Origin of the sequence: Streptomyces sp. NPDC102279 (genome assembly GCF_044766365.1) — a bacterium.
Lineage (GTDB): Bacteria > Actinomycetota > Actinomycetes > Streptomycetales > Streptomycetaceae > Streptomyces.
Genome location: NZ_JBIWLU010000001.1, coordinates 255,931 through 282,025 on the forward strand (window position 1 = coordinate 255,931; position 26,095 = coordinate 282,025).

The 26,095-nt window shown below is 70.4% G+C and carries 25 protein-coding genes; 4 read left to right on the top strand and 21 right to left on the bottom strand.

The annotated features are described in order from the left end of the window. Positions 1-72 precede the first annotated feature (72 nt). From ACIRQH_RS01030 to ACIRQH_RS01075, 10 genes are all read right to left on the bottom strand, one after another. The gene (locus ACIRQH_RS01030) at positions 73-942 is read right to left on the bottom strand and encodes a GyrI-like domain-containing protein (protein ID WP_404223448.1); all 870 of its coding nucleotides are present in this window, start codon (positions 940-942) and stop codon (positions 73-75) included. A 179-nt stretch (positions 943-1,121) separates the two neighbouring features. Then, positions 1,122-1,523, bottom strand: a complete 402-nt coding sequence (locus tag ACIRQH_RS01035) for a hypothetical protein (protein ID WP_404223450.1) — start codon at positions 1,521-1,523, stop codon at positions 1,122-1,124. Between the two features lie 111 nt (positions 1,524-1,634). Continuing rightward, the gene (locus tag ACIRQH_RS01040; protein WP_358816406.1) at positions 1,635-2,639 is read right to left on the bottom strand and encodes a helix-turn-helix domain-containing protein; all 1,005 of its coding nucleotides are present in this window, start codon (positions 2,637-2,639) and stop codon (positions 1,635-1,637) included. Between the two features lie 115 nt (positions 2,640-2,754). After that, positions 2,755-6,528, bottom strand: a complete 3,774-nt coding sequence (locus ACIRQH_RS01045; protein ID WP_404223452.1) for a S8 family peptidase — start codon at positions 6,526-6,528, stop codon at positions 2,755-2,757. Between the two features lie 438 nt (positions 6,529-6,966). Next, a complete protein-coding gene (locus ACIRQH_RS01050) occupies positions 6,967-7,599 on the bottom strand; it encodes a hypothetical protein (protein WP_404223454.1) in 633 nt (210 codons plus the stop codon). A 194-nt stretch (positions 7,600-7,793) separates the two neighbouring features. After that, positions 7,794-8,225 carry a hypothetical protein gene (locus ACIRQH_RS01055; RefSeq protein ID WP_388934533.1) on the bottom strand — a complete coding sequence of 144 codons (432 nt, stop codon included), beginning with the start codon at positions 8,223-8,225 and terminating at the stop codon, positions 7,794-7,796. 41 nt (positions 8,226-8,266) lie between these two features. Beyond that, the gene (locus ACIRQH_RS01060; RefSeq protein ID WP_404223456.1) at positions 8,267-8,473 is read right to left on the bottom strand and encodes a hypothetical protein; all 207 of its coding nucleotides are present in this window, start codon (positions 8,471-8,473) and stop codon (positions 8,267-8,269) included. A 72-nt stretch (positions 8,474-8,545) separates the two neighbouring features. Next, a complete protein-coding gene (locus tag ACIRQH_RS01065) occupies positions 8,546-8,719 on the bottom strand; it encodes a hypothetical protein (RefSeq protein ID WP_404223458.1) in 174 nt (57 codons plus the stop codon). 321 nt (positions 8,720-9,040) lie between these two features. Then, entirely contained in the window at positions 9,041-9,757 is a 717-nt protein-coding gene (locus ACIRQH_RS01070) for a hypothetical protein (RefSeq protein WP_404223460.1), read from the bottom strand. Between the two features lie 298 nt (positions 9,758-10,055). Continuing rightward, on the bottom strand, positions 10,056-10,661 hold the full coding sequence (locus ACIRQH_RS01075; RefSeq protein WP_358816412.1) for a TetR family transcriptional regulator: 606 nt from the start codon (positions 10,659-10,661) through the stop codon (positions 10,056-10,058). A 92-nt stretch (positions 10,662-10,753) separates the two neighbouring features. Between ACIRQH_RS01075 and ACIRQH_RS01080 the strand changes: the two genes are divergently transcribed. Then, positions 10,754-11,797 carry an NAD(P)-dependent alcohol dehydrogenase gene (locus tag ACIRQH_RS01080; RefSeq protein ID WP_404223462.1) on the top strand — a complete coding sequence of 348 codons (1,044 nt, stop codon included), beginning with the start codon at positions 10,754-10,756 and terminating at the stop codon, positions 11,795-11,797. Positions 11,798-11,939: 142 nt separating this feature from the next. Here ACIRQH_RS01080 and ACIRQH_RS01085 read toward each other — a convergent pair whose 3' ends face one another. From ACIRQH_RS01085 to ACIRQH_RS01095, 3 genes are all read right to left on the bottom strand, one after another. Further along, positions 11,940-12,611: a DUF6300 family protein gene (locus ACIRQH_RS01085; protein WP_404223464.1), complete on the bottom strand. Its 672-nt coding sequence runs from the start codon at positions 12,609-12,611 to the stop codon at positions 11,940-11,942. Next, a complete protein-coding gene (locus ACIRQH_RS01090) occupies positions 12,541-12,744 on the bottom strand; it encodes a cold-shock protein (RefSeq protein ID WP_404223466.1) in 204 nt (67 codons plus the stop codon). Before ACIRQH_RS01090 ends, ACIRQH_RS01085 begins: the two co-directional genes overlap by 71 nt. 169 nt (positions 12,745-12,913) lie before the next feature. Then, entirely contained in the window at positions 12,914-13,303 is a 390-nt protein-coding gene (locus tag ACIRQH_RS01095) for a DUF805 domain-containing protein (RefSeq protein ID WP_388879851.1), read from the bottom strand. Positions 13,304-13,593: 290 nt separating this feature from the next. Here ACIRQH_RS01095 and ACIRQH_RS01100 point away from each other — a divergent pair, with 290 nt between their 5' ends. Continuing rightward, on the top strand, positions 13,594-14,550 hold the full coding sequence (locus ACIRQH_RS01100) for a TolB family protein (protein ID WP_388879854.1): 957 nt from the start codon (positions 13,594-13,596) through the stop codon (positions 14,548-14,550). Positions 14,551-14,645: 95 nt separating this feature from the next. On the opposite strand, the gene ACIRQH_RS01105 is transcribed toward ACIRQH_RS01100, so the two are convergent. Beyond that, entirely contained in the window at positions 14,646-15,263 is a 618-nt protein-coding gene (locus ACIRQH_RS01105) for a TetR/AcrR family transcriptional regulator (protein WP_404223469.1), read from the bottom strand. Between the two features lie 164 nt (positions 15,264-15,427). Between ACIRQH_RS01105 and ACIRQH_RS01110 the strand changes: the two genes are divergently transcribed. Then, positions 15,428-16,390, top strand: coding sequence for a zinc-dependent alcohol dehydrogenase family protein (locus ACIRQH_RS01110; protein WP_404223471.1), 963 nt, complete (start codon positions 15,428-15,430; stop codon positions 16,388-16,390). 148 nt (positions 16,391-16,538) lie between these two features. On the opposite strand, the gene ACIRQH_RS01115 is transcribed toward ACIRQH_RS01110, so the two are convergent. Continuing rightward, positions 16,539-17,477, bottom strand: a complete 939-nt coding sequence (locus ACIRQH_RS01115; RefSeq protein ID WP_404223473.1) for an alpha/beta hydrolase family protein — start codon at positions 17,475-17,477, stop codon at positions 16,539-16,541. A 161-nt stretch (positions 17,478-17,638) separates the two neighbouring features. On the opposite strand from ACIRQH_RS01115, the gene ACIRQH_RS01120 reads away from it, so the two are divergent. Then, positions 17,639-18,046, top strand: coding sequence for a MerR family transcriptional regulator (locus ACIRQH_RS01120; protein ID WP_388879866.1), 408 nt, complete (start codon positions 17,639-17,641; stop codon positions 18,044-18,046). 62 nt (positions 18,047-18,108) lie between these two features. Here ACIRQH_RS01120 and ACIRQH_RS01125 read toward each other — a convergent pair whose 3' ends face one another. From ACIRQH_RS01125 to ACIRQH_RS01150, 6 genes are all read right to left on the bottom strand, one after another. Next, positions 18,109-19,356 (bottom strand): LLM class flavin-dependent oxidoreductase, encoded by a 1,248-nt coding sequence (locus ACIRQH_RS01125; RefSeq protein WP_404223475.1) that lies wholly within the window; start codon positions 19,354-19,356, stop codon positions 18,109-18,111. Further along, a complete protein-coding gene (locus ACIRQH_RS01130) occupies positions 19,353-20,744 on the bottom strand; it encodes an NtaA/DmoA family FMN-dependent monooxygenase (RefSeq protein ID WP_404223477.1) in 1,392 nt (463 codons plus the stop codon). Before ACIRQH_RS01130 ends, ACIRQH_RS01125 begins: the two co-directional genes overlap by 4 nt. A gap of 111 nt (positions 20,745-20,855) precedes the next feature. Then, positions 20,856-21,830, bottom strand: coding sequence for a fumarylacetoacetate (FAA) hydrolase (locus ACIRQH_RS01135; RefSeq protein WP_404223479.1), 975 nt, complete (start codon positions 21,828-21,830; stop codon positions 20,856-20,858). 37 nt (positions 21,831-21,867) lie between these two features. After that, positions 21,868-23,166, bottom strand: a complete 1,299-nt coding sequence (locus tag ACIRQH_RS01140) for a pyridoxal phosphate-dependent aminotransferase (RefSeq protein ID WP_404223481.1) — start codon at positions 23,164-23,166, stop codon at positions 21,868-21,870. Positions 23,167-23,206: 40 nt separating this feature from the next. Then, positions 23,207-24,967 carry an AMP-binding protein gene (locus ACIRQH_RS01145; protein ID WP_404223483.1) on the bottom strand — a complete coding sequence of 587 codons (1,761 nt, stop codon included), beginning with the start codon at positions 24,965-24,967 and terminating at the stop codon, positions 23,207-23,209. Next, on the bottom strand, positions 24,967-26,082 hold the full coding sequence (locus ACIRQH_RS01150) for a Glu/Leu/Phe/Val dehydrogenase dimerization domain-containing protein (RefSeq protein ID WP_404223485.1): 1,116 nt from the start codon (positions 26,080-26,082) through the stop codon (positions 24,967-24,969). The genes ACIRQH_RS01145 and ACIRQH_RS01150 overlap by 1 nt, the downstream gene beginning before the upstream one ends. Positions 26,083-26,095: the final 13 nt, after the last annotated feature.

Sequence of the window (26,095 nt, forward strand, 5' to 3'; positions counted from 1 at the left end):
CGTGCAGCCCGACTCAGAGAACGTCGGCCGAGGGGGCTGCTGAGTGACTTGGCTCGCCCCGACCTCGTTCCGTCACGCCGGTTCGACGGGCAGCCACAGCTCACAGGTCGCGGTGTCGAAGTCGGCCGCTCGCTCCAGGAACGCGACGATCGAGGGACCTGGCCGGAGACGCCACGGGTTGGAGGGGAACCACTCGGTCGCGGTCGCGGCCCAGGTTGTCTGCAACGCCTGCGGAAACGGTCCAGCGGTGCTGAACACCGCCCACTTGCCGGCCGGCACCTCGATGGCGTCGAGGTCGTCGGGTGCCGGCGTGTCCCGGGAGACGGCGACCCCGTGGAGGTACGTCAGTTCCGTTCCCTCCGTTGCGTCGGGATCGACGTCGTCACTGACTTGCAAGAGGCCCCCCGGTTCGGCGTTGCCGAGGTCCTTCAGCCGGACATGTGCCTCTTGCGGCAGTGCGGCGATGTGCTGCTGGATGTGCGGGTTGACGCCCTGGTGGATGAGCGGTACCCGGGCGGCGTGTCCGACCAGCCGGAACGCGGGGCGGTCGGCGAGGCGGGTGTCCATGGGGGTGCTCCCTTCGACGGTCAGGTGGAACCTGAGCTTCGGTTGTGTCCGCAAGGGGCCTCCATCGCGGCGCACGTCACCGAGCCCGGCGCCGTGGACAGCACGGAACGCGCGTCCGAACGCCTCGGTCGAGCCATATCCGTGCCGGACGGCGATACTCAGCAGATCGTCGTCACCTCGGACCACATCGGCGGCGGCGACGGTCATACGGCGTCGGCGCACGTACTCCGACAGTGGCATGCCGGCCAACGACGAGAACATGCGACGCAGGTGGTATTCCGTCGTGCCGATCCCCCGGGCCAGTCCTCGCACGTCGAACTCTTCGGCGAGGTGCTCCTCCACGAGATCGACGAGCCGGTTGAGTGCCGAGATCATGAGGCCTCCTTTCGACTTCCACCCTGCCCGGCACCACCCCGGCCGCACCCGACCGCTGCGAACCGATCCGATCATGCGCCTGGACGGACGTCCGGCCGACCACGCTCACGACTTCGGGCAAGCATGCGAAGGGACTGTGCCAGGACAACTCGCCGGGCTTCCCGCCCTACTCTCCCTGGTCAGTCACGAGTCAGGGCCATGAGCACGTGCTCAACCCGCCCATGTAGGGCGGCGATGAGAACATCGCCCTCCGCGGAAGTGCACTCCATGACCAGGAACCGGTGATTGAGGCGCCCCTCCCCCTGGGCCGGAGGGCGCATGCGTCCCGGCCGCACGTCCGAGGGCAGCATGAACCGTCGCTCCTGCCGTGCACCGGGCTCCCACGTCCATCTCCCGGACTCGATGACGAAGTGCCCACGTGTCCATCGGGACGCCTGGGGCCCTTTCACCACGCACAGGACCTTGATCCGCCGTCCGTCGATGAGGTGGGCCGTGGTGTCGCGTTGCTGCTTGTTGAGATGAAGGGCCGCCATCACCGCTCCAGCGAGGAACACGGTCAGGGTCGTCGCGAATGCAGGCACGAACACATCCAATCAGCAGCTCTGGCCGTCGTGGAACTCGCTGTTGCGCGCTGTCGGTCGGGCTGAACACGTCCGCCGGTGATCCGGCCGATTCCTGCGGTCACGCTGTCCTCACAGCCAGGCCCGCCGAGCGGCCTGCCAGGCGAGTTGCATGCGCGTCTCCGCGCCGGCGAGCTCCATCATGCGTTGGATGTGCCGCTGCACGGTACGCCGGCTCAGTCCGAGCTGCGACGCGATCGCCTTGTCGGTCACCCCCGCCACCAACAGTGACAACAGCTTCCGGTCGACAGGGGTCAGCGGGGACGGGGTCGCGCCGTCGTCGGTGCCCACCGCAAGTCCGCTGTCGTCCACGCGCAGAGGGACCGCGTCCTGCCAGTAGCGCTCGAACAGGGCGATCAAGGCGCTCAGCAGGTTGCTGTCCCGGACCAGTGCGGTGGTCGGCTCACCCGGGCTCCCCGAGGGACCTCCCGGCACGAGCGGGAAGATGGCGACCGACCGGTCCGCGATGGCCAGGCGCAGGGGCAGTTGGGGGGCCGACCGGGCGATCTCGCCGGCTCGCACCCCTGCGACCACGTTGTCGACGGCTCCCTCGTCGTCGAAGAAAGCCTTCTCGTAGAGCACGCGGTACCGGACGCCGCGCGCGAGCGCCTCGAACTCTTCGGCGTTGCTGCCGGAGGGCATGGCAACGTACTCGGCCTTGCAGAACCAGAGCATCTCGTCCTGCGCGCTGGTCTGGATCTGCCGCAGTTGCTGCCGCAGAGCTTCGGCCCCGGTGATGACCTCCAGGAGCTGGCTCGCGTCGTGCCGGCGCAGCGTCTCCTGGTACGTCTCGACGAGTTGTGCCGCCTCACTGCGAGCGAGATCCAGTGCTTCGGCGCTCCGCTTCAGACGGGGCAGCAGGGCAACGTCGGGCGGAGCGGCTCTGAAGTGGCGGGGCGTTCCGTCCGTGTGGCTGGCCAGCCCAGCGGCGGTGAGCGCGTCAAGGATCTCGGCTGCTTCCGGCCGGCTGAGGTCCGACCGCGCGGCGACGTCTTCGGCACTTACGCGCCCTGAGAGCACGAGCATGCGGTAGACGACTTCTTCTGCCGGTGACATTCCGGCGGGTTCCAGAGACACGGCCGCCCTCTCCGACACCAGCGGCTGCGACAGTTGAACACTTTACTACGGGAGAGGGGTTGATTCGGTGGGGCGGGTGACGTCACTTGCCGTCACCCGCCCCACCCGGCATCCGTCAGCCGCGCATTGAATAGGCGCGCTGTACCGTCTGCCGCACACTTGTTCCGTCGTCGGCCGTGGCGGTGACCCGCAGTGTCACGTACCCCTTGCCGCGAACAGATGACGGACGCCCGACCTGCGCGTCAAAGGAGTTGCCGCCACGGCCCCGTACCTTCGCTCGCGACCAGGTGCGGCCGTCGTCGTACGAGGTCTCGACGTGGACGTCCACGCCGTGCGGGACCCGTAGCCCGTCCTGCGCGCGGATCTTCACCCCGATCGTGGTCGTCGGCGCGGAGCGGACGGTGTTGTGCGCGTCCACCGGTACGTCGTAGTCGAGCTGAAGCAACGAGAGGGGCGTGGCCTCCGCCGTCCGGCCCGAACGGAACGACCAGGAGGTCGTGGTGGCCGTGCCGTACTTCCAGTCGTCCGAGGAGCGCGCCGTCGACAGATCCAGCCGGTACGTCGCCGGGCCCGCCGGTACCTCGACGTCGGCCCAGGCGCCGCCGATCTCCCCGAACTTCACGCCGTCCCGGTAGAGCTGGGCGGAAGCGCTGTCTCCGGCCGGTGTGGCGGCGGAAGTTCCGACGCCTCCGTCACCGGACTCCAGCAGGCGTGACCAGTGTCCCTCGCCGGAATCGGTGAACTCCGGTATACGCAGCCGAAGTTGATCGCCGTCACGCACGGTGGGGGTCCCGAAGTGGGCCGGGATCGAAGGCCGGACGACCGCTCCCTGCCAGGCCTCCTGCGCGTGGGTACCGGCCTTGTAGGTGCGCGGCGCGTCCCGAAGACCGACGGCGAGCGGCATGTCGACGTCGAACGTCGTGGTGTGGTGGACGAGATGCTGCCAGCTGGTGTCGTCCGCGCTGATGTACTCGGTCCGTTCGAACCCTGTCGGCACGAAGCGGGTGTACTGGAGCCAGGCCGTGTCCTGGTAGGGACGCCTGCCGAAGCGCTGTTCACTGGCCCAGCCGTTTCCTCCGTTGTCGGCGTAGGTGGTCCGGACGACAGCGCTGTTCCGCTCGGAGACGGTGTACTCGACGTGCTGGGGAATACGCTGCTTCGAGACCTGCATGACGTCGTACAGGTAGGGGCTCGCGGCTGTGCCGGAGAATTTCACCGTCGTCGGGTGGGCGCGAGCCCGTGCCGTCAGTTGTGCCCCGGCGCTCGCTCCGACGCGCACGGTCGGAACGGCCCATCGATCGCCGACCGGTGACCAGCGCGTCCAGCCGATGTCGTTGAAGTGGATCAGCATGAGTGCACGGACACCCGCGTGTGCGGCCTTCTGAGCCAACTCGCTCTCGTTGACGCCGTCCTTGTTGGTGACCAGCGCCAGGCGGCCACGGGCGTGGGTGAACGAAGGGTGGGCGGCGTCGCCCGCGTCGACCGCGGTCAGGGTCGCTCCGCCGTCACCGAACAGCGGCGACGCGGGCATGTAGTAGGCGTCCGGGTCCAGCTTCGTCCCGGGGACCTTCATGGTGAGGAGCGGCGCGACGAGCTGCCATCGGGAGGAGAACTCGAACGTTCCCTTCGTGACGGCGTCGGTGGGGCTCACATAGAGCCGTTTCGCGACGTCGAAGTACATGGTGCCCGCGGTCAGGCTCTGGCCGTCGAGCCGGCGGTACGTCTGGTAGCTGAAGATGCCGCGCTGTTCAGCCGGCTTGGGCGTGCGGATGGTGACCGGTGTGGTCTTCCGCGCGTCCAGCGTGACGGTCCTGTCCTTGGTCACCTCGACCTGGGGCAGGACTACCTGGCGCAGCTCGTCGCCATCGCTCGCCTGGTCGATGGCGGCGTAGTCGAGTTGGTAGACGCCTTCCTCGACTTCCGCGACAGCGTTGTCGGGATCCGTGTAACCGACGAATCCGTCAACGCCCCAGATGGTGGGCAGGGCCTGGACGCGCCGGCCGTCCTTGTCGTACGTCCTGACGGTGATCCGGTGCACCGGACCGTGCACGACCAGACTGATCGTGGTGTGTGCGGTGGCCTTCCCGTCCGAGGAAGCCGCCGTCACGTAGCCGTAGTACTTGCCCTGGCGGGCCTTCGCCGGATCGGCGGTGAGGGGAACCTCGACCGTGCTGTGGGCCGGAACCCGCACGGAGTCGGAGCCGAGCCGCACCGCTCCCTCCCCAGGGGCCGTGCCACCCTGGGTCGCCAACCGCAGGGCCAGCGCAAGAGTGACCTCGGTGTCGGAGCTGTTCGTGTAACGGAGGGGGACCGTACGGGCGTCGCCGGAGCCGGTCTCGAAGGAACCCAGCGTGACACCACCGGTGGCAGTCACCGAGCCCAGCACGGCTGCCGGAAGATCGATGCGACCGCCGCCCTGCTCAGTGACTTCTTGTCCTGACACGGTGAGCGCCGTACTCGTCAGGGCGTCCTTGAGCCGGGACCCCGTCCAGTCGGGATGCCGCTGGGCGAGCAGCGCGGCGGCGCCGGTCACATGGGGAGTGGCCATCGACGTACCGGAGGCTGCAACGTAGTTCGCGTCCACGGGGTCACCCATGCTCGTGCCCGCCGCCCGGGCCGCGACGATGCCGACGCCGGGCGCCGTCACATCCGGCTTGACGGCGCCGTCGCCCACGCGGGGGCCGCGACTGGAGAACGGTGCGAGGGAGTCGTCCCGGTCCACCGCTCCGACGGTCAGGGCGGCGTCCGCCGCGCCGGGAGAGCCGATGCTGCCTTGGCCCTGCTCGCCGCTGTTGCCCGCGGCCACCACGAACAGAGCGCCGGTGCGCTCGCTGAGTTCGTTCACCGCCAGGCTCATCGGGTCCGTGCCGTCGGTGGCCTCGTCCGAGCCGAGGCTCATGTTGACCACCTTGGCGCCGTGCGCCGTGGCCCACTCCATGCCGGCGATGACCTGCGACTCGCTGCCGAACCCGTCGTCCCCGAGGACCTTGCCGACCAGCAACTGCGCCGCGGGCGCCACGCCCTTGCGTGTTCCACCCGATGCGGCACCGGTCCCGCCGACAATCGACGCCACATGGGTGCCGTGGCCGAAGACGTCGTTCGTACCCGCGCTGCCGGAGAAGTCCTGTGCCTCCGCGATCCTGCCGGCGAGGTCCGGGTGGGTCTGGTCCACCCCGGTGTCCAGCACAGCGACCTTGACACCTTCGCCGTGATACCCGGCCTCCCACACGGCCGGTGCCCCGATCTGAGCCGTGCTGCGGTCGAGCACGGCGGCCACCCGGCCGTCGAGCGACACCCGCGGGGTGGTCCTGAGTTCCGAGGCGCTCATCCGGCCGTCGGCGCCGCCGGTGACGTCCTTCCAGAAGGTGCTGAGATCGCCGGCCGGTACCCGCACCGCGCTGGCGCCGATGCTTTCGAGTCGCCGGACAGGCGACCCGTCAGCGGCGAACGCGGTGAGCCGGCGCACGGCCGAGGCCTCGACGCCGTCGGGCCGGCTCACGATGACCGGAAGGGTACGGGTGTGAGCCGCGTCGTAGTGCTGGGCGACAAGGGCCGTCACGTCGAAGAGGTTGCGGTCGAGCCGGCCCGACGCGACCAGGTCTCCGGCGTCCGAGGGGAGGACCGTCAAGTGCCCGTCGTGTTCGAAGGTCCGGAAGAGGATGTGTCGCCGTCCCGGGCCAGGCTCAACGGAAGCGACCTGCTTCCCCTCTGCCGACGACCCGACCGTCACGCTGTCACCGGTGATCAGCCGTACCGTCGCACCCGCGGTGGACCGGGGCGACACCTTGGCGGTTCGGGCGGCGTCCGTGCCGGCGGACACCGGTGCCACCGCCCCGGCCGTCAGCGCCAGGCCCGCCGATATTGCCGCCATCAGGCGGATCCGTCTCATCAGTCTCGTGCCTTTCATCGAACACGGGCTTTTGTTCACCCAGTTGACAGAATCCGGTGATCGCGAGCCGGGTGTCACGAGAATCCACTGGCACAGGTGGGACATGTCCCAACGGCGACACACACTCGCCGCGGAACGCCCTTTCTTCGGCCTGTCGACGACCTCGGCAGCGTGTGGACCAGCCGGAGCACGCCCACCGCAGTGAACGGGGGGAACGGTGATCAGCAGAAGGCTGGGCCGACCCGCACGGCAGATGACCTCACGTGGATGACCCGGCCCACCGAGTTCTGCTGACCATCACGTCGAGGGCGGCCATGCTCGACACCCTGACGCTTCATCGGGCGACGCCGGACGCACACGAAGACGAACGAACCGGCGGGGCCATCGGGCTCAGCCCGCGCGGAGAACGTCCTCTGCGGCAGGCCGCGTACGACCTGCTCAGGGCGCGACCGAGCAGTCCTTCCAGGCGCCGGCCAGGGTGTCGGGAATCGCTGGGATGTCTCCGCAGCCGTGCGGTCCGGCGGGGAAGCCGTCGCTCGCGACATAGGCCCAGCCGTCGCCGGAGTTCCGGAGGTACTTGGTCGCGCTGCCTTCGTCCTGCATGCCCACGAGTTCCTGGTACGTCGCACCGTCGACGGGCTGGAAGCGGGTGGCCGCGTATCGGACGGTGCCGCACTGGCCGTAGAAGAAGCCGTGCGGCACCGGCTCGATGTGTGCGAAGTGGACTCTTCGGCGGTAGGCCCGGGTCACGGTGGCCTTCACCTCGGCGGTCGCGGTCAGGTTGCGGCAGCCGGGGACCGCCGAGGGAGCGTGACTGGTCCCGGAGGGAGCGGTTTCCTCGGCCCGGGCAGGGGCGGCGGAGACATGTGACGGCGTGGGCGTGCCTGCGGAACTCGACGAGGGTGACGTGGCCGGGGCCGAGCCGTCCGCCCGCGCGGCCGCTGTCGCGGAGGCGTCCGGGGAGGAGTCCGCCGGGCCTGCGGAAGTACTGCCCGTCGAGCCCTGGCACCCCGTCAGCAACATGATCCCGCCGGCCAGCGCCATCACCGACGTACGTCCGAGACCGGGCATGTCCCATCCTTGTCTCCACCGAGGAGGCCACGGGCCCGCCCCACGTGACCATGGCTCACGGCCACCGTGCGAGCGGCCGTGAACTCTGCCCCATAGAACAGCACGGGTCGGCCTGGAAGTCGCGGCGAGTGGGGTCTCGATTCCGCATAGATGCCCTGGTCGCCGGTTCGCCGGGGCAGCCGGCTCTCCCGTCGCTAGAGCTCGAAGTCCTCGGCCAGCTCCTCCCAGCGGATGCCACGCAGCGCAGGATCGGCGTCCTCGCCTGACGGGACGTCCGGGACATGCTGGAACCAGACCACGATGAGGGCGGAACGGTGCAGCACCGGATCGAGCTCGGGAGCGACCGCGGTCGAGCGGAAGACGCCGGTGCACACGACGGAAGGCAGCACCTCAACAGGGCCGAAGGCGCCGCCGGTCCGCTCCGGGTACTCGCGCAAGGGCGTGACGAGATGGACCGGCGCGAAGGAAAAGGTCTGCTCGGCCTCCCGCTGGAGGCCCCTGACCTTCCTGTCGTTGATGAGCTTGCACGGGTAGCCCTCCAGCAGCCCGCCGTAGGTCGAAGACATCCGCAGTTCGGCAAGCTCGACCGTACGACGGGACGAAAGGACTATGCGGCTCAGCGACATGCCAACCCTCCTATGCTCAAGATCTACTCGCGGTACACGGCCTAGCTGCCAACCCCGGCCTCCCACTTGCGCAGGCGCAGCACATGGTCGCTGAAGAGGTGTCGGCTTCGGTCGAGCAGGTCTGCCACTTCCGCGTCGCCGCGTCCTGCGTGCGACGTCGGCTTCCAGTGCTGCACGGATTGCCCGGCCCAGAAACGCAGCTTCGCGTCCGGGTCCTCCAACAGAGCGACGGCGGCCCGGAGCGCCATGATGCCGCCCCGCGCCTCGAGCAGCCGGAAGGCGCCGAGGCGGACATGCCGAGGACGCTCGGAGCTTGTGCGCTACAGGAGCCAGTCGCCGGGCAGGTCCGTCGCACAGGGGAGCAGGGCGAGGACCGTCTCGCGGACGACACCAAGCCAGTCACCGGAATCAGTGACAACTAGCGTGCTCCCGAGCCGCGCCCGTCCGGCGAGCCGCACTGCGGCCGCCGCCGTGTCCTCGACGTCGTCGTACATTCCCGCCCCTCCCCGAGCCGTACGCGGTGATCGTAAGACGCGGAGTCCGTGCGGGGCACGCGAAATATGCCCCGGCGGATCAGAGCAGTGCCATCCCGCTGCCGGGCACCCAGTGCATGGCGCCGCGCGAACGGGAGTGGTTCGCCCTGTGCCGTGACGGTCGTCTGCACACCCGCCCTTGCAAGTCCGGTGCCTGCCCCGTCCGCAGGTGGGCGTCGCGCAGACCGCCAGTAGCCTGCGGCCGGCTACGCGACGCAATGGAGGCAGTGCGGTGCACGAGCACCCTTCCAAGGGTCTCCTGCGACGGTCACGCCTGCCTGATCACCCGGAACTGTCGGGCGAAGCGGAAGGAGACGGCGGCGGGTAGGTCGGGTGCAGCGAGGAAGGCAGCGGCGCCAGCGACTCGCACAGTGGGGGCGGGAAGGCAGGCTCCTTGCGCTGCACATCCCCGCAGCCTCCGGCCGAGGTACGGATGATCGGCTCCCAGCCGGACTTCTTCGCGCGGAAGAACCAGCGGTCACCCAGCCGCGACGTGCAGGCCGGGTCCGTCGAGTCTCCGCAGGCCGGGCCCGTACGCCAGGAGAAGTCCAGCACAAGCCACTTCCCGTCGCACTGCTCCGAGTTCCGGTAGGTGTGCCGGGGTGCGCCGACCGCCATCAACGCCTGGTCGTACGAGGCGGCTGTGCAGCCGGTGGCGGCCGGTGTGCAGCCCAGGTTCCCGCACAACCGCAATGCGGGCGGCTCGGCTCCATCGGCGGTGAAGTGCGTGTAGTTGTCGACGATCACGTCCCGGTCGCCCAGCGGCTCGGGCAGCATGACCTGTGCCGTGGACGGGCTCTCCTTGGTGCATCCGGAAGCCCGGTCCCCCGACGGCGAGGTGAAGGTGACCTGAATCCGCACGAGGTCGGTTGCCGGGTCGGTGAGCACGGCCTTGAGCTTGCGAACGCACGCCCGGGCTCCGCTGGGCACCTGCGTGTCGAGGAACAGCGTTCGGCGGTCCTTGCCGAGACGGACCCCGGTGACCGCCGAGGGTTGCATCGTGGTCCAGGGGATCGGTTCAACCGTCGGCTGCGAAGACGGGTTCTCGCCTCCCTGCCCGTACACCCGGGTTCCGCACGCGCTGAGAAGGAACAGGATTCCGGCACAGAGTGACGCGGCCACGGCCGCTCGACACCCACCACGTGATCGCCGCACGAGCCCGTCCCCCTGAACGCACCGACATCTCCCGGGCCAATATAGAACCGGTCCTCGAACGGCCTTGCACCTGTTGCTGGTTCGCAACCTGACGTCGGCGCTGGGGGTGCGGCACAAAAGCATCCAGAGCCTGCCACTCACCTCACGAGGCAGACGCCGTCCGTGCCGGAGCGACCGCGCGACGAACGCAGTCTCGCAACAGGTCGCGCCTCTGGTCGTGCACTTCCGGGGGTTCCGTCGCGGTGGCGGCGTAAACGTTGCTCACCGGCGACCAGGCCATGGACATGGCGATGACCATGGCCATCACGTCGAAGGGGTCACCCTGTCTGATGCGACCGGCGGCCTGGGCCTCGGCGATGGCGTGGAGCTTGCGATCGTCGTACTGCTCGTGCTCCGCTACGAGATGCCCCGTAGGGCGCCGCTCCAGACGGGCCCAGGTGGCGAGGCGGATGAGATCGGGGCGGGCGAGATACTCGTCGTAAAGGCGCACGGCCCAGTCGGCCAGGTCCTCGACGTCGATGGGGACGACGTTGGTGATGCGCTCCAGCGACGCGAAGAAGATCGCGTCGAAGAGTTGTTCCTTGTTGCCGAAGTAGCCGTACAACTGCGCCTTGTTCGTCCGGGCGGCGGCGATGATGCGCTCGATGCGGGCCCCGGCGACGCCGTACTGGGCGAATTCTTGTGTGGCGGCATCGATGATCCGCTGGTGCGTCGCGGCCCCACGGGCGCTGGATGGCTGGTCAGGCATGATCCCACCGTAACAGACAGACTGGTTTGTTTGCATAACAGGGACAGCGCACCTAGGCTCAAATAGACCGAACGGTTTGTCTGAGGAGAGATATGCGCACCACAACCGGCTGGCAGGCGGATCCTTCGACCGACGCCCTGCGCCGCACGAGCCTTCAGCGCCGAGACCTGCGTCCGGACGACGTCGCTGTCCGCGTGGACTACTGCGGTGTCTGCCACAGCGACCTGCACGCCCTGCGCGCACACAAGAACGACGGGGACGGGATCCTCGTGCCGGGGCACGAGTTCACGGGCACGGTGAGCGAGGTCGGCGACGCGGTCACCGACTTCGCCCCTGGCGACCTCGTGGCCGTCGGCAACATCGTCGACTCGTGCGGGACGTGCCCCATGTGTCGGGCCGATCAGGAGAACTTCTGCCGCGAATTCCCGACGCTCACCTACGGCGGAAGGGATCGCCGGGACGGTGCGACCACCCTGGGCGGCTACTCCCGTGAATACGTCGTCCGTGAAAGGTTCGCCCACCACCTGCCCTCGGGCCTCGACCCGGCCGGAGCGGCCCCCCTGCTCTGTGCCGGCATCACCGTCTGGGAACCCCTGCAGGCCCTGGGGGTGGGCCCTGGCAGCACCGTCGCTGTGGCCGGACTCGGCGGTCTGGGACACCTCGCCGTCAAACTGGCCGCCGCGCTCGGTGCGACGACGTCCGTCATCAGCCGCACACCGGACAAGGCGGCCGAAGCACGCAGCCTCGGCGCAGCCGGATTCGTCGTCTCGACCGACGCCGATCAGATGGAAGCTGTCCGAGACCGATTCGACGTCGTCATCGACACCATCTCCGCCCCGCACGACCTGACTTCCTATCTGCGCACGGTCGCCATGGACGGCACACTCAGCCACCTGGGCCACCTCGGCCCGGTCACGGTCAACGCCACGGACCTGCTCATCGGCCGCAAGAAGCTCAGCTCCGCCGGCAGCGGAGGTCGCCCGTCAACCGCCGCCATGCTGCGCTTCTGTGCCCAGCACAACATCACCGCCGACATCGAACTGCTGCCGTCGTCCCAGGTGAACACAGCCCTTGAACGCCTGGACCACAACGACGTGCGGTACCGCTTCGTGCTGGACATGTCCGACCTGGACTGACCACCCCGAGCCGAGGTCAGGCCGTTTCCGGCAGCAGGCCGCGCCAGTTGGGCGGGATGGCATCGTGGCAGTGGGCAGGGCTTCGGCGATGACGTCCTTCGTGGGGGCATGGGACGTCTTCGCCCAGCTTAGGAATGCGGGGCTAGTGCTGCTCGCGCTGCTCGGGTTCGGCCTGTGGCAACTCGCCTCGCGGAGTGTCGCGTTGCTGCCGCGGCGGGTTGAGGTCGGGGCGCCCGTTGGCGGTGCCTGGATTCTTGAGGTCGCGGGCGGCCGCTTCGTCGTGGTCCAGGTCCGAGGCAAGGGTGGCCGTGTCCGGATCGATTCCCTGCCAGTGCCAGCCGTGCTCGGCCATCGCCTCTTTCGTCCACTCCCGCAGACACCGCGCGCCCTCCTCGCCACGCCCCATGTCATGCCCACCCCCCGAGGCGAACCAGAACAGGAGGGCGCCGGCCGCCGGCTTCTCACCGTCGCACGGGCTGCACAACTGAAGGTGGATCGGCCGACCGGCAGCGTCGTTCCTCGGCGCGATGCAGCTCACGAGAAGTTCCCCGCCGCACCGGGAGCACGGCGGGAGCCGGTCAGAGGTTTCGAGGCTGTGCACTTCGCTCCATCCCGGAAGACCAGGGCGATCGGCGGACCAACGCAGGGGTCCGGCGTCACGCCGGGCCCCTGCTCTCGCAACGTGACAGGAATACGCGCCTGGGCTCACGGAGCCCGGGCCGTCCCGTGAGTTGTCGTGGTCGTCAGCCGCGGACGATGTTCTCCGCCTGGGGGCCCTTCTGGCCCTGGGTGACGTCGAAGGTGACGTGCTCACCCTCGTTCAACTCCCGGTATCCGTCACCCGAGATGTTGGAGTAGTGGGCGAAGACGTCCGGTCCGCCGCCGTCCTGCTCGATGAAGCCGAAGCCCTTTTCGGCGTTGAACCACTTCACGGTGCCGCTGGCCATACTGCTGTCCTTCGCATAGCGCCGGGAACCCCCGGCTGATCTGAGAGAGGTGTCCGTCCGTGACCGGAGGACACCCGGCAATTGTCGTACCCCACCAGTCGCGCCGATCACCCACCTGCGCGACCGCGCTGTACCCCCCGCCGGTCACCCGGCATGTGGCCGAGGCGCCTCAGCCCGCGTACGGCGCCGCGGCGCCGGGGTACGCGTCGACACCCTTCGGGTTGGGGCCGTACTCGTTCGGACCCGGATTGCCTTCCAGGACGGTGAAGATGAACAGCACGAGCCCGCCGACGAACGGCACGAAGCTGATGAAGAACCAGGCGCCCGAGCGACCCGTGTCGTGCAGCCGACGGACGAGGACGCCCAGCGACGGGAGGACCACCGCGAGGATGTACGCGACGTAGAGGACGTAGAAGACCGTCGACTTCGTGGCCGCCGCCAGACCGATCAGAACCAACGCGATGACGACGTTGAAGAGAGCGAACATCCAGTACTCGCTCCGTCTGGCCCGCCCCTGGAACGACGCGTACTTCTTGAGGACGTCAGTGTAGTAGTGCATGGATCCCCCTGCTGGATGGCCTACCCACCCCGATGGCATGGTCATGTTCGTATGACCAGGGCGCGAACGTAAACGGCACGGGCCGCCCTGGTCAAGACCATTCCGGCGCCTCGCCCTCGGCGCACCTTGACACCGTCGACGGCCGAAGCCGACCATCCTCGGGTCGCACACCGGTCTTCGTTCGGACGGGAACGCCGGCAACGCAGCGGCCCGCACGATCCCGATGCCGGCGACGGCATCAGGTCACCGCGTACGACCGCCCGGGCAGCGACGAGAGGACGGGAACCACCATGGCCGACACTCGGCCCACCGCAGCCACGAACGCCCTTGCCCGGACGGCTGTTGAGGAGGACACCGGAATGCGCCCCCGGGAGCTGCTCAGTGGGCAGCGCACCTGCGTATGGATCGCCACCGCCGACTCCCCCACTCCCGAACTGGCCTACGAGACCTCCGATCTCCTGCTGGAGGCTCCCAACTGGTCCGCTGACAGCACCCATCTGGTGCTCAACGGCGACGGAAGGCTGTGGCGGCTCGACCTGGCGGAGAAGTCCCCCGAACTCGTGGAAGTCCCCCTCCACGGCGTCCCGCCGATCAACAACGACCACGTTCTGTCTCCCGACGGCACACACGTCTTCCTGTCGGGCATGGACGGCCACCTCTACCGCGCCCCGCTGGGCGGCGGCACCGGAACGCGTCTCACCGGCGACGACGGACTGCTGCACTTCCTGCACGGAGTCAGCCCGGACGGTGACACGCTGGCCTACGTGGCCATCCCGCGCCACACGGCAGGTGCCCCCGGGCAACTCGCGCTCATGCCGGCGGAGGGGGGCCCGAGCCGGCTCGTGGACACGGGCGCCGGTCATGTCGACGGTCCCGAGTACTCCCCCGACGGTGCGTGGATCCACCTCAACACCGAGGCGTTCGCGTCGGTCCCCGGGCATGCGCAGCTCGCCCGCCTTCCCGCGGCGGGCGGACCGTTGGAGCGCATGGTCGCGTCCGACACCGTGGACTGGTTCCCGCATCTGTCTCCCGACGGCCGCTTCGCCACGTACGTGGCCTTCCCACCCGGCACTCTCGGCCACCCTGAGAACGTCCACGTCGACGTGCGCCTCGTCGCGACCGATGCGTGGGAGAGGCCCCTTCGCACCTTCCCGCTCTTCGGGGGCCAGGGCACCCTCAACGTCAACAGTTGGGCCCCCGACGGCCGGCGATTCGCCTTCGTCTCCTATCCCATGACGGACCACTGAGCGACGGGGGCACGCGAGGGACGCCCTGGTCCTTCGTCGGTCATGCGTGAGGCGCTCAGAGCCGGCGGATCATGACCTCTGACCTCGCCCCTGAGCTACAGGTGTGGTGCCGGCGGCAGCGGCGTCCGCGCTCCCGTCTCCGGTGCCGCGCGGAACGCGTCGATCACGTAGGCGGCGAAGCGTCGGGAGGCCGCGTGCCGGGCGGCGCGCGGCGCGTCTTGAAGGCCGCGGTGGGCCATGAGCATGAGGACCAGGTCGTCGACGACGAAGCCGGGGCGGAGCCGGCCGGCCTTCTGGGCCCGGCGGGACAGTTCGGCAACCGCGCGCAGGGTCCGCTCCCGGTCGGCGGTGAAGTCCATGGCTTCGGGGAAGGACGCCATGAAGGCGTCGGCGAATCCCCGGCTGTGCGCGTGGAGTTCGCAGATTCGCTCAATGAGGGTCCGGAATCCGTGCCACGGGTCCGGGTCCGCCAAAGCGTCGCGGACCGCTGCGTGACAGGCTCCCCGCTGCTCGGTGAAGGCGCCCTCGATCAGTGCCTGTTTGGTCGGGAAGTGCCGGTACAACGTGGCGGGGCCGACGCCTGCCCGCCGGGCGACCTCGCGCAGGGGCGTATCGAGGCCCTCCTCGCCGAACACCGCTCGGGCGGCCTCGAGGATGCGGGCCCGGTTGTCGCGGGCGTCGGAGCGCGTGGCGTGAGGCAAACGGTCGGTCATGGTCTCTCACTTTAGCCAAGCGGACGGGGGCGTCCGTTACGGTCCGATGGCGGTCGGGCCTCCGCCTGAGCACCTTGTGGGTGACGCCTCGGGTGGTGGGCCGGACTCGCCCCCGCGGTCGCAGGCGACTACGACCCGACCGTTCACCGACTTGAGGAGCAGAGATGAAGGCCGTCGTGATCAGGAAGTTCGGAGACCCTGAGGGTATGGAGGTCGTCGATCTGCCCGTTCCTGTGCCTGCCCCGGGTGAGGTGCGGATCACCACGGAGGCCATCGGGGTGGGCGGTGTGGACGCCGTGATCCGCCGCGGCACGCTCGCCGCCTACGGCTTCCAGGAGGGCCATCTCCTCGGCAGCGAGGTGGCCGGACGCGTCACCGCGGTGGGAGACGGCGTGGACGCCTCCTGGATGGGGCAGCGGGTGTGGGCGTTCACCGGACTGTCCGGCGGGTACGCCGAGCAGGCCGTCGCCTCGGTCGAGGACGTCCTTCCGCTGCCGGAGGGCCTGTCCGGCGCCGACGCGGTGACTCTCGGCGGGTCCGGCGTGGTCGCCCACTTCGCCTTGGACCGCGCTCGCCTCGCGCCCGGCGAGACGGTGCTCGTTCGTGGCGCGGCGGGCAGTATCGGGATCACCGCGGTCCAGCTTGCCGCCAGGGGTGGCGCGGGCGCGGTGGCGGTCACCACCTCGTCGGCGGAACGTGGCGCCCGTCTGCGGGCCCTGGGCGCGACCCACGTCCTCGACCGCTCAGGCGAGGGCGGCCACGACGCCCTGTCGGGCTTCGATGTGGTGATCGACGTCGTCGGCGGTGCCCAACTCCCCCTCTTCATCGACAGGTTGAACGCCAACGGTCGGTACGTCGCTGTCGGCGTGGTCGGCGGGCAGCCGCCCGCGGACTTCGGCAGGCGATTGATGGACGCCTTCCGCAGGTCGCTGTCGTTCGCCACCTTCAGCTCCGACACCGTGCCCGGCTCCGAGCGACAGGCCGTGCGATCGTCCCAGTTCGCCGCTGCCGTACGCGGTGACCTGCGCACGGTCGTGCACAAGGTCCTGCCGCTGGACCAGGCGGTGCCGGCCCACCGCGAAATGGACGCGGGCACGGTGTTCGGCAGGGTCGTGCTGACGCCCTGATCCGGGCAGGAATCTCGCCTGCGGTAGCCGGAGACGGCACGAGGACCGCGAAGACAGCGGCTCAGCGCGGTTGACGGCGGCGCCTTCCGTCCCCCGGGCGGGGACGGGAGCGACGTGCCCGAGGTGACACCGCAAGCGGCGGGCGGGTTCACTGCGATGTGAGGCGGCCCAGGCGATGCGCCGCCTCTTCGGTGAGAGCCGACCGGGTCTTCTCCCAATCAGAGCTGTCGATGCCGGTGACGTGGCGCAGGTAGGCAAGGGTGACCTGCTGCACGAGGGCGACGCGTTCCGGGTTCTCGTCGGTGGTCTCGGCCACCTCGTAGCCGGAGATGCCGCCGAGGAAGTGCTGACCGCCGTGGACGGTGAGCAGGCTCTTGTGGGTGCTGCCGCTGAGGAGGTACGGGTCGACGGTCCAATCCGGTCCCCGGGTGGACAGCCCCACTTCGTCCTCGTCCCCCGCGACGACGAGCTGGGGCGCGGTGATGTGGGAGAAGTCCTGGTCGCGCAGCCAGGGCAGGTTCTCGTGGGCGAAGGGAGTCAGTTCGTCGCCCCCTTTGCCGGCCGTGGCCAGTTGGACACTTGCCATGACCCGCCCGTCGGACAGGTCCTCGGCCATGCCGGTCCTGGGGTCCGTCACGCGCAGTCCCACGAGAATGCCCGCGGTCTGCCCGCCGAAGGAGTGGCCGGCCGCGACGATCCGGCTGTGGTCCGTGCGCCCGGCCAGTCCGGGCACGGCTGCTTCCACCGTGTCGAGTTCGTCGAGGATGCGCTTCATGTCCCGGACGCGGTGGAGCCACACGTCAGGCTTGCGAGGGTCGCCGATGGGGACGGCCGGCCGCTTGGAGTCCAGATGAGTTGCCTGGACCACCACGAAGCCGCGCGCGGACCAGTAGTCGACCAGGGGCGCGTACCCGTCCAGGTTCGAGCCGAAGCCGTGCGCGAACACGACGATCGGCAGGCGCTCCCCCGCGACCGGCGCGGAGACGCGTACGTGCAGGTCGTCACCGCGTCCGGGTGCGGGCAGCACGATCGGCTTGACCGAGACGATGCGGGAGGGGGTGGTGACGGGCAGGTCGGTCGAGGTCATCGGCGATCGGCTTCTCTCTCGTGGTGCCTGTGATGCGAGGGGCATGCACCGGGCGCTGCGTCGTCGGGTGGGAGTCCTGCGGGGCCCGTACGCGTTACGCTAAAACCTGACGTTGACGTCAGAGGCAAGTGTTGTGATGCAGGTCGCGTAAGGAGTGCAGCGTGCGTATCGGTGAGCTGGCCACGCGGACGTCGGTCAGCGTTCGGGCGCTGCGGTACTACGAGGAGCAGGGCCTCCTCGGCGCCGAACGCAGCCCGAGCGGTCAGCGCCGCTACTCGGCCGACGCGGTCGACCGCGTCCTGTTGATCCAGCAGCTCTACGCCGCAGGCCTTCCCAGCAGAACGATCGCCGAGCTCATGCCGTGCGTCATCGACGGCAACGCCACCCCCGAGCTGATCGAGCGCCTCACGGCAGAGCGCGACCGCATCGATCAGCAGATCACCGACCTGGCAGCGACACGCGACCGACTCGACGCGGTCGTCACCGGCGCCACCACCAGCCTGCACACCGGCCAACCGTGCCCGGCCGCCGGTTCACCCCGCGCAGCTCAGGACATGGCAGGAGCCTGATCCCGGGACCGGTGCCGTACGGTCCCCGTCCCGGGATCAGGCTCCTGCAGGCCACGTACTCGTCAACCGGCCGTCGCGTAGCGGCTCGTGGGGCGTGGGAGGTCCAAGTGGGCGCGGAGGGTGGTGGACTCGTACCGCGTGCGGAATACCCCGCGCCTCTGCAGTTCCGGGACCAGGCCGCGGGTGATCGCTGTCAGGTCGTGGGGCAGGGTGGCCGGGCGTAGGCGGAAGCCGTCGAGGCCCGCTGAGCGCCAGTCGAGGAGCAGGTCGGCGAGTTCGGTGGGTGTGCCGGTGAAGACCTCGGCGTCGGAGACGAGTTCGGCTCCGGCCACCTCGTCGAGGCGGGCCTTGCGGCGGGCGGCGGCGCCGGGTTCGTCGTCCAGGAGGACGAGAAGGTCCGCGAAGGTCCGCAGCGGCCGTTGCGTCAGGTCCCTGCCGGTGCGCCGCACCGCCTCCTCGACCTGGGCGACGATCGCCACGGCGCCGGCCCGGTCGTGCGGGGTCACGTGGACGACATCCGAGCTGAGAGCCGCGAACTCGTACGGGGTGGAGGCGTGAGCGAGGCTTGCCACCAACGGCTGGCCCTGGGGGGTGCGCGGGGTGATCGAGGGCCCCTTCACGCTGAAGTTCGTTCCCTGGAAGTCGACGTGGTGGATCTTGTCGCGGTCGATGAAACGGCCTGTCGCCGCGTCCCGTATCTCCGCGTCGTCCTCCCAGCTGTCCCAGAGCCGCCGCGCCGCCTCCACCGCCTCGGCGGCCTCCGTGAACAGTTCGCGCAGCCGCGCGGCGATCAGTTCCGAGTCGGTCACGTCCCCGTCGGTGAGCTGGGGGGTGGTGCGACGGCCGAAGTGGGCGGCGTCGGCGGCACGCGACGAGATCTGCGGGCGCCATCCGGCGCGGCCCTTGGCGGCGTGATCGAGCGTGGCGATGCCGATGGCCAGGTGGAACGGCTCGGTGTGGGTGACGTTCGCGGTCGGGACGAGGCCGATGTGGGTGGTGAGCGGTGCGAGGTGGGAGGCGAGCAGTACCGCGTCCATGCTGCCCCTGACCTGGTCCGTACGGTCGTCGGGCCGGTGGAAGGCGGCGGACTGAAGTCCGAGGGCGTCCTCGAAGGTGACGAAGTCGAGCAGGCCGCGCTCGGCCTCCGTGACCAGGTCGGCCCAGTACGCGGCGGTGAGCAGTTCGCCGGGCCGGGCGCCTTCCTCGCGCCAGGCGGCCGGGTGCCAGCCGGCGCCGTCGAGCGCGACGGCGAGGTGCAGCGGGGCTCCGGCTGCGCCCGTCGGCTCGGTGGTCGCGGTTGTGCCCGTCATACGGAGGTCTCCTTGTCGTCGCGCGGGGCAGGTCCGCCCCAGCCGGGCGGGCGGGGTGCGTCGGACAGGCCCAGGTGGTCGCGGAGCGTGCCGCCGGTGTAGTCGTCCCGGTGGACGCCCTTCTCCTGGAGCAGTGGCACCACCCGGTCCACGAAGTCGTCCAGGCCGCCTGGGGTGAGGTGGGGGACGAGAACGAAACCGTCGGCGCCCTCGGTCTGGACGTAGTGGTCGATTGCGTCGGCGACCTTACGCGGGCTGCCGACGAAGGTCTGGCGGCCGCCGACCTCGATCACCAGCTCCCGGATCGACAGGTTCCGCTCCTCTGCGAGCTTGCGCCACTGCCGGGCCGTCTCCCCCCTGCCCTTGCGGAACACGGAGTGCCCCTTCAGGAGGTGGGCGTCGTCCTCCGGCTCGATGTCGGGGAGCGGTCCGTCCGGGTCGTACGCGGACAGGTCGCAGCCCCAGACGGCCTCCAGGTGGGCGATCGCGGTCTGCGGGCTCACCAGCTCGCGGCTGATCTCCTCGGCGTAGGCGGCGGCCTCCTCGTCGGTGTCGGCGACGACGGCGTTGGCGGTGGGGAGGATCAGCAGGTCGTCGGGACGGCGGCCGTACGTGGCGAGGCGCCGTTTCACGTCGCGGTAGAAGTCCCGGGCTGCGTCGATCTTGCTGTGTTTGCTGAAGATGACCTCGGCGTCGGATGCGGCGAACTCACGGCCGGCTTCGGACTCCCCGGACTGGATGATCACCGGGTGCCCCTGCGGTCCGGGCGGGGTCGTGAAGCGGCCGGATATGTCGAAGTGCCGGCCCCGGTGGTCGAAGCGGCCGGCCCCTGCGGTGGCGAACTCCCCCGTCGCCGCGTCGGCCCGCAGGTCGCCGTCGGCCCAGCTGTCCCACAACTGCCGTGTCGTGTCGAGGAATTCGGCGGCCCGGGCGTAGCGGTCGGCCTCCGGAAGGAAGCCGCCCCGGCGGAAGTTCTCACCGGTGAAGGCGTCGTAGCTGGTCACGACGTTCCATGCGGCTCGCCCGCCGCTGAGCCGGTCCAGGGTGGCGAACCTGCGCGCCACCTCGTACGGCTCGTTGAAGGTGGCGTTGACCGTGGCGGCGAGGCCGAGGTGCGTGGTGACGGCGGCCAGGGCGCTGAGCACGGTCAGGTTCTCCGGGCGTCCCGCGATGTCCAGGTCGTAGACGTGCCCCTTGTGCTCGCGCAGCCGCAGGCCTTCGGCCAGGAAGAAGAAGTCGAACTTGCCGCGTTCGACGGTCTGCGCGAGCCGGATGAAGGAGTCGATGGAGATCTGGCTCTCGGAGCGTGGGTCCGACCAGACGGTGACGTTGTGGATGCCGGGCAGCTGGGCTGCGAGGTGCACCTGTTTCCTGCGGGTGGCGGGCACGGCTCGGTCTCCTCCTGCGAGGTCGGGCGGCGGGACGGGGTGGTCGCTCTCAGAGCGTGCACGGGCCGGTCGGCGTCTGCACAGCTCGGCCGGCCCCGCTTCACGAGGTTTTCATGCCGTGGTGACACGCTCCGGGGCCGTGGCGGCGAGGGGCACCGGAACTGCGGCCGGGGTGATGGACGGGGTCGGGGAGACATACCGCACCTGGTTCTCGAAGGCCACCCCGTGGCTCTTCACGTCGATGGCGACGCGGTCGCCGTCGGCGATGCGGAATCCGTCGTGGAAACTCGCCTCGTCCGCGCCCAGGAGTACGTAGTTGACCAGTCCGGGCCGTCGCACCGCCGGGAAGGTGAACAGGTGGTCGGCCATGTCCTGCACGCGGTAGTAGAGGGCGTCGTCGCCGCAGTCGAAGAGTCCCTCCCAGGCGGTCGTGCCGTCCCGGACGATGGTGACCCGCCCCGTCACCGTGCGCGGCGGCGGGCCGAGGAAGAGCCAGGGGGTGAGAGCGGTGTCGCACAGCTTGCAGTACGGGTTGTAGCCCGGGTCCTGGCGGTGCAGGCCGATGTCGCACAAGTCGTTGCCGAAGGTGTAACCCGCGTAGTGCGGTGTGCCGTCGGCGTCGTTCACGTAGACCAGGGCGACCTCGGGTTCCTCGATGAGGGCGACCGGGTGCGCGGGCACGTTCAGCGCCTCGCCCGGCAGGCGCACCCAGTCGCCGAACCCCTTGAAGAACCACTTGGGCGGGGTGAACTCCCCGCCCTCAGGCGCTGTTTCGCCGCCCCACTTCTTCTTGTGGGTGCCCATGAAGCCGCTCAGCAGGGCGTTGCCCGTGGCCGCCGGGAGCAGGGGTGGCAGCAGTTGTACCTCCGGGTCCCCGGCAAGGACGGTGACGGTCTCCGCCCCCTCGGTGAGGGCGGCCCGCAGGGCTTCCTCCGAACCGTCCGTGGCGATGAACGCGGCGGCCGTCCCGCCGTCTTCCACTCGGTACAGGGTCTGCGGGGCACCGTCCTCGGCGCGGCCGAAGCCGACGTGGCGCGCGCCCTTGTACAACGCCTCGAAGAGGACGGGCAGGTGAGGGTGGGACACGGAGGGCTCCTTTTGTGCGTAGGTGAGTTGAGGCGGATCAGGGGTGAGGGAGGAGGGCGGGTGGCTGTGCGCCCGTGAGGTCGGCGAGCACCTCGCCGACCCGGTCGACCGACTCGCGTATCCAAGGGAGGTCGAGTGGCTCCGCGGCGTCCAGCGCGGCCGTGCGCCGTTCGTGGGTGTCGCCGTAGAAGTGGCTTGTCGCCGCTCGGATGCGCAGGGGGCTGCCGGGTTCCCCGAAGGCGCTCGCGGGCAGGACTCCGACCCCGTGGCGCTCCGAGAGGAGGCCGGCCAGGGCGTCCCCGTCGCGCACACCGTGTGCCTGGGCGAGGTGGTCGCGCAGGGGCTCGAAGTCCGGGTAGAGGTAGCAGGTCGCCGCGACGGGCGCCAACTCCGCTCCTGCGGCGGTGAAGCGGGCGGCCACCGCGCGTACGACCTTCTCGTGCAACCGCCTGCTCACGGCGATGCGCTCGACGACCTCGGGCGGCTCCCCGAACGCGTACGCGGCCGCCGTCTGCACCGGCGCGGGCGGGCTCGACCAGATCTGGCTGGCGATCGCGACGAGCCGGGTGCGCAGGACGTGCCCCCGCTCGCTGTCGGGCAGCCGGGCCACTCCCGTGCGCCAGCCGCCGAGCGCCAGGTTCTTGGTGAGGCCGGTGGTGACCACGGTCCGCTCCGGCGCGTGCAGGGCCGGGGAGACGGCCGGCGCGGCGGTGTCGTACACCAGATCACGGTAGATCTCGTCGGAGACGACGACGAGGTCCAGTTCGCGTGCCGCGTCGGCCAGCCGGCGTACGGTGCCTGCGGAGGCGACCGTGCCGGTCGGGTTGTCCGGTGTGGTCACGACCACGGCCCGCGGGTCCTGTCCGGCGGCCCGGGCGTCGGCGACCGCCTCGCGCAGCCGGTCCGGGTCGGGCACGCCGCCCTGGCCCGGCAGGATCGGGACGGGGATGGGCCGGGCACCTGCCAGCCGGGCCTGTGCCGTGTAGCTGACCCAGCTCGGGACCGGCACGATCACGTCCCCGCCGATGGCGAGGAGCAGCGCGAACAGCAAGGACTTGCTGCCGGGACCCGCGACGACGAGTCCCGCGTCGACACCCAACCCGCGTCGCTCCCAGTACCCCGCAACGGCGCTACGCAGGAGGGGACTTCCGGCGACGGAGCCGTAGGCGTTCTCGGCTGCAGCGGCGGCGAGCCGGTCCCTGAGCGTGGGCAGGACGGGCAGGCCGATCTCCCCGCTGGCCATCGACAGGACCCGCTCCCCGGCCCGGCGTCGTCGGGCCAGGGCCTCGTCGGCGGCGAGGGTCGCCGACATGGGAACCGGTGCGGGGCGGGGCATGACAGCTCCAGCGGTCGGAGGAACGGGGATCAAGTGCCGTTCAGAGAAAGGGTGATGTCGACGGCACGGTGTACCGCTCGCGCAGCTCCGCCTTGCGGACCTTGCCGGTCAGCGTCTTCGGGAGGGCGGGGACCAGTTCCAGCCGGTCCGGCAGGAAGCGGGGATCGTGGCCCGCCTGCGCGACCCGGTCCCGTACCTCCTGGAGTGTCGGGCCGCGGCCGTCCCGCGGGACGACGACGGCGACGATCACGTTCCCGGGCCCGGCTCCCCTGTGGTGAGCCTGCGGCTCCAGGCCGACCAGCGCGGCCTCGACGGCCTTGGGGTGACTGCCGATCACCGCCTCCAGCTCCGTCATCGGCGCCACCTGACCGTCCCGCAGGACCGCGTCGCGGGCACGGCCGACGATGCGGATGCCGCCCCTGCCGTCGTCGCGGGCGAGGTCTCCGGTGTCGAACCAGCCGTCCGCTCCGAGTTGGGCCGCGAACGCCTCCGGGCGCCGGTGGTAGCCGAGGGCGAGGGACGCACCCCGCACCTTGAGCCGGCCCACGGAGCCCGGCGTGCCGGAGGCCTGGGGGTCTCCGAACTCCGCGGACGTCTCGATGCGGGTCTCCATGGCGTCGATGGCACGGCCGTTGCTCCGCGCCGCCCAGCCCGCCGGGTCCTCGGGCCGGGTGGTGGTCACGGGACCGTTCTCGGACATGCCCCACAGGGAGTGCGCGCGGGCCCCGAGCGTCTCGTGGACCTCGTCGGCCAACTCCCGCAGGACCGGGGCCGAGCCGATCACCACGTGCCGCAGCGTGCTCGTGTCGCGCCGCTCGGCCCGCTGTGACGCGGCGACGTCGGCGAGGGTGGCGGGCGGCCCGTACAGGAGGGTCGCCCCGTACCGCTCGACCAGGTCGAGCAGCGCCTCGTTGCGGCGTACGTCCTGGAAGGTGACCGTGCCGCCGAGCATGATGCCCGCGAGGACGCCCTGCGCGAAACCCGAGTAGTGGACCAGGGGTGTGGACACCGCCGCCACCCAGTCGTCGCCCGCCCCGAACGCGTCGACGTAACCGCGCACGGCCGAGTGGACCGTGTTCTGGCTGTGCACGACGCCCTTGGACAGGCCCGTGGTGCCGGAGGTGAACAGCACCACGAACGGGTCGTCCGCGCCGAGGGCCAGGCCGTCCAGACGGGCGGCGGCACCCTCATGTTCCTCCCGCTCCGCCGACACGAAGTGCTCGTGGAAGGAGAACGCGCCCTCGGGTACCGGGCCGTCGACCACCGACACGTGCTCCAGGGCGGGCAGTTCACTCTGAAGCCGGGTGATGATCTCCGCCAGCGGTGTGCCCGCCCATTGAGGAAGGGTGACGCACACCCGGGCCCCGGTGAGGCCGAGGCGGTGGCGCAGCTCCTCCTCGGTGCAGATGGGCGAGATGGGGATGATGACGGCGCCGACGCGGATGGAAGCGAAGATCAGCGGCACCATCTCCCACCGGTTGGGGAGCTGTACGGCCACGAAGTCGCCGGGGCGCACGCCGAGTTCGAGCAGGGCCAGGGCGAACCGGTCGGTCAGCCGGTTCAGTTCGGCGTAGTCCAGCGTGTCGGTGCGGGACTCCGCGACGCGCCGGGCCGCGACGGCCAGCCTGCGCGGACGCTGGGCGGCCTGGCGGTGCAGGTCGTCGAGGAAGGTCTCCTCCCGCCACCAGCCACGGCGGCGGTACTCGGCGGCGCGCCGCTCCGGGACGGCTGTGTCCGCCGGGTTGGCCCGCTCCCCCGCCGTCGCGGTCGTCCCCGCCCGCGCCGTGGCCGTCGTGCCCATCAGCGGTCCTTCCGTCGGGCGGCCAGCAGCTCGGGCAACGGATTGCCCGCGCGGGCGGCGGCGATCTCCAGCAGGTCCCGGGTGTTCTGCCGTACCCGGTCCCCGACCCAGTCGAAGACCCATGCCTTGCGGGCGTCGGCGGGCAGGTCGAAGGGGACGACCCGGGTGACGGCGAGGGCCGCGGAGGCGGCGCCCCCGATGTTGGCGATCACTCCGGGAACCAGGGCGGCCCCCGAGGCGGCCACCTTCTCCTTCGCGGCCGCGCTGGAGGCCAGGTTGGCGCCCTCCACCACCAGGCCGGCTCGCAGGCGGTGGGTGTTCTCGGCCGTGAGCGCGTACTTCTGCGCCGCCAGGATCAGGATGTCCGCGTCGACGTCCAGCCAGGCGTCGGGCTCGCCGGCGAGGTGCACGCCCTGCGGGAGGCGGGTGCGGTCGATGCGCCCGAACTGGTCGGTGATGGCGACGAGTTCGGCCACCGGCAGCCGGGCGGCGCTGATCGTGCCCTGGACGTCCGCGATGCCCACGATGATGTGCCCACGGTCCTCGAGGAACCGCGCCACCGCCCGGCCCACCGCGCCGAAGCCCTGCACCACGACCCGGCCGGGCTCGGTACGGCCGCTCGCCTCCAGGGCGGTGATCGCGGCGACGCCGACCCCGTGGCCCGTGGCGTCGATCAGGGGCTCGTAGTACGTACGCCAGTCGATCGGCATGTCGGGGGCGCCGAGGCGGTGGCGGGGGTCGTAGTTCGCCTCGGCGAAGAAGACGGCGCGGTCGGCGGGAGTGACACCCATGTCGATGCCGAGGTGGATGCCGCCGTGCAGAAGCGGCTTCACCGTGCGGCCGAAGGTGCGGAACGTGTTCTCACGGTCGGTGCCGTCGGAGACGATCCCGGCCTTGGCCCCGCCGATGCGCAGCCCTGCCAGGGTGAACTTCTCGGTCATGTCGCGGGCCAGGCCGGCGACCTCTTCCTCGGTCACCCCCGTGGTCATCCGGGTGCCGCCCATGGCCAGGCCGTCGACGAGCGTGTCGACGACCACCCAGCCCTTGATGGCGCCGCCGCTGCCGTTGAGGTGGACGGTGAGGGCGGGGTCCTGCGGCTCTTCCGGAGCGCTCATGGCGAAATTCCTT

Excerpts from the sequence above, each read along its gene's own strand:
- ACIRQH_RS01065 (WP_404223458.1), bottom strand. The coding sequence starts at position 8,719 with ATGTACGACGACGTCGAGGACACGGCGGCGGCCGCAGTGCGGCTCGCC.
- ACIRQH_RS01095 (WP_388879851.1), bottom strand. The coding sequence starts at position 13,303 with ATGCACTACTACACTGACGTCCTCAAGAAGTACGCGTCGTTCCAGGGG.
- ACIRQH_RS01060 (WP_404223456.1), bottom strand. The coding sequence starts at position 8,473 with ATGGCGCTCCGGGCCGCCGTCGCTCTGTTGGAGGACCCGGACGCGAAG.
- ACIRQH_RS01090 (WP_404223466.1), bottom strand. The coding sequence starts at position 12,744 with ATGGCCAGCGGCACCGTGAAGTGGTTCAACGCCGAAAAGGGCTTCGGC.
- ACIRQH_RS01125 (WP_404223475.1), bottom strand. The coding sequence starts at position 19,356 with ATGACGGGCACAACCGCGACCACCGAGCCGACGGGCGCAGCCGGAGCC.
- ACIRQH_RS01030 (WP_404223448.1), bottom strand. The coding sequence starts at position 942 with ATGATCTCGGCACTCAACCGGCTCGTCGATCTCGTGGAGGAGCACCTC.
- ACIRQH_RS01080 (WP_404223462.1), top strand. The coding sequence starts at position 10,754 with ATGCGCACCACAACCGGCTGGCAGGCGGATCCTTCGACCGACGCCCTG.
- ACIRQH_RS01100 (WP_388879854.1), top strand. The coding sequence starts at position 13,594 with ATGGCCGACACTCGGCCCACCGCAGCCACGAACGCCCTTGCCCGGACG.
- ACIRQH_RS01105 (WP_404223469.1), bottom strand. The coding sequence starts at position 15,263 with ATGACCGACCGTTTGCCTCACGCCACGCGCTCCGACGCCCGCGACAAC.
- ACIRQH_RS01050 (WP_404223454.1), bottom strand. The coding sequence starts at position 7,599 with ATGCCCGGTCTCGGACGTACGTCGGTGATGGCGCTGGCCGGCGGGATC.
- ACIRQH_RS01045 (WP_404223452.1), bottom strand. The coding sequence starts at position 6,528 with ATGAGACGGATCCGCCTGATGGCGGCAATATCGGCGGGCCTGGCGCTG.
- ACIRQH_RS01070 (WP_404223460.1), bottom strand. The coding sequence starts at position 9,757 with ATGCAACCCTCGGCGGTCACCGGGGTCCGTCTCGGCAAGGACCGCCGA.
- ACIRQH_RS01150 (WP_404223485.1), bottom strand. The coding sequence starts at position 26,082 with ATGAGCGCTCCGGAAGAGCCGCAGGACCCCGCCCTCACCGTCCACCTC.
- ACIRQH_RS01110 (WP_404223471.1), top strand. The coding sequence starts at position 15,428 with ATGAAGGCCGTCGTGATCAGGAAGTTCGGAGACCCTGAGGGTATGGAG.
- ACIRQH_RS01075 (WP_358816412.1), bottom strand. The coding sequence starts at position 10,661 with ATGCCTGACCAGCCATCCAGCGCCCGTGGGGCCGCGACGCACCAGCGG.
- ACIRQH_RS01055 (WP_388934533.1), bottom strand. The coding sequence starts at position 8,225 with ATGTCGCTGAGCCGCATAGTCCTTTCGTCCCGTCGTACGGTCGAGCTT.
- ACIRQH_RS01145 (WP_404223483.1), bottom strand. The coding sequence starts at position 24,967 with ATGGGCACGACGGCCACGGCGCGGGCGGGGACGACCGCGACGGCGGGG.
- ACIRQH_RS01115 (WP_404223473.1), bottom strand. The coding sequence starts at position 17,477 with ATGACCTCGACCGACCTGCCCGTCACCACCCCCTCCCGCATCGTCTCG.
- ACIRQH_RS01140 (WP_404223481.1), bottom strand. The coding sequence starts at position 23,166 with ATGCCCCGCCCCGCACCGGTTCCCATGTCGGCGACCCTCGCCGCCGAC.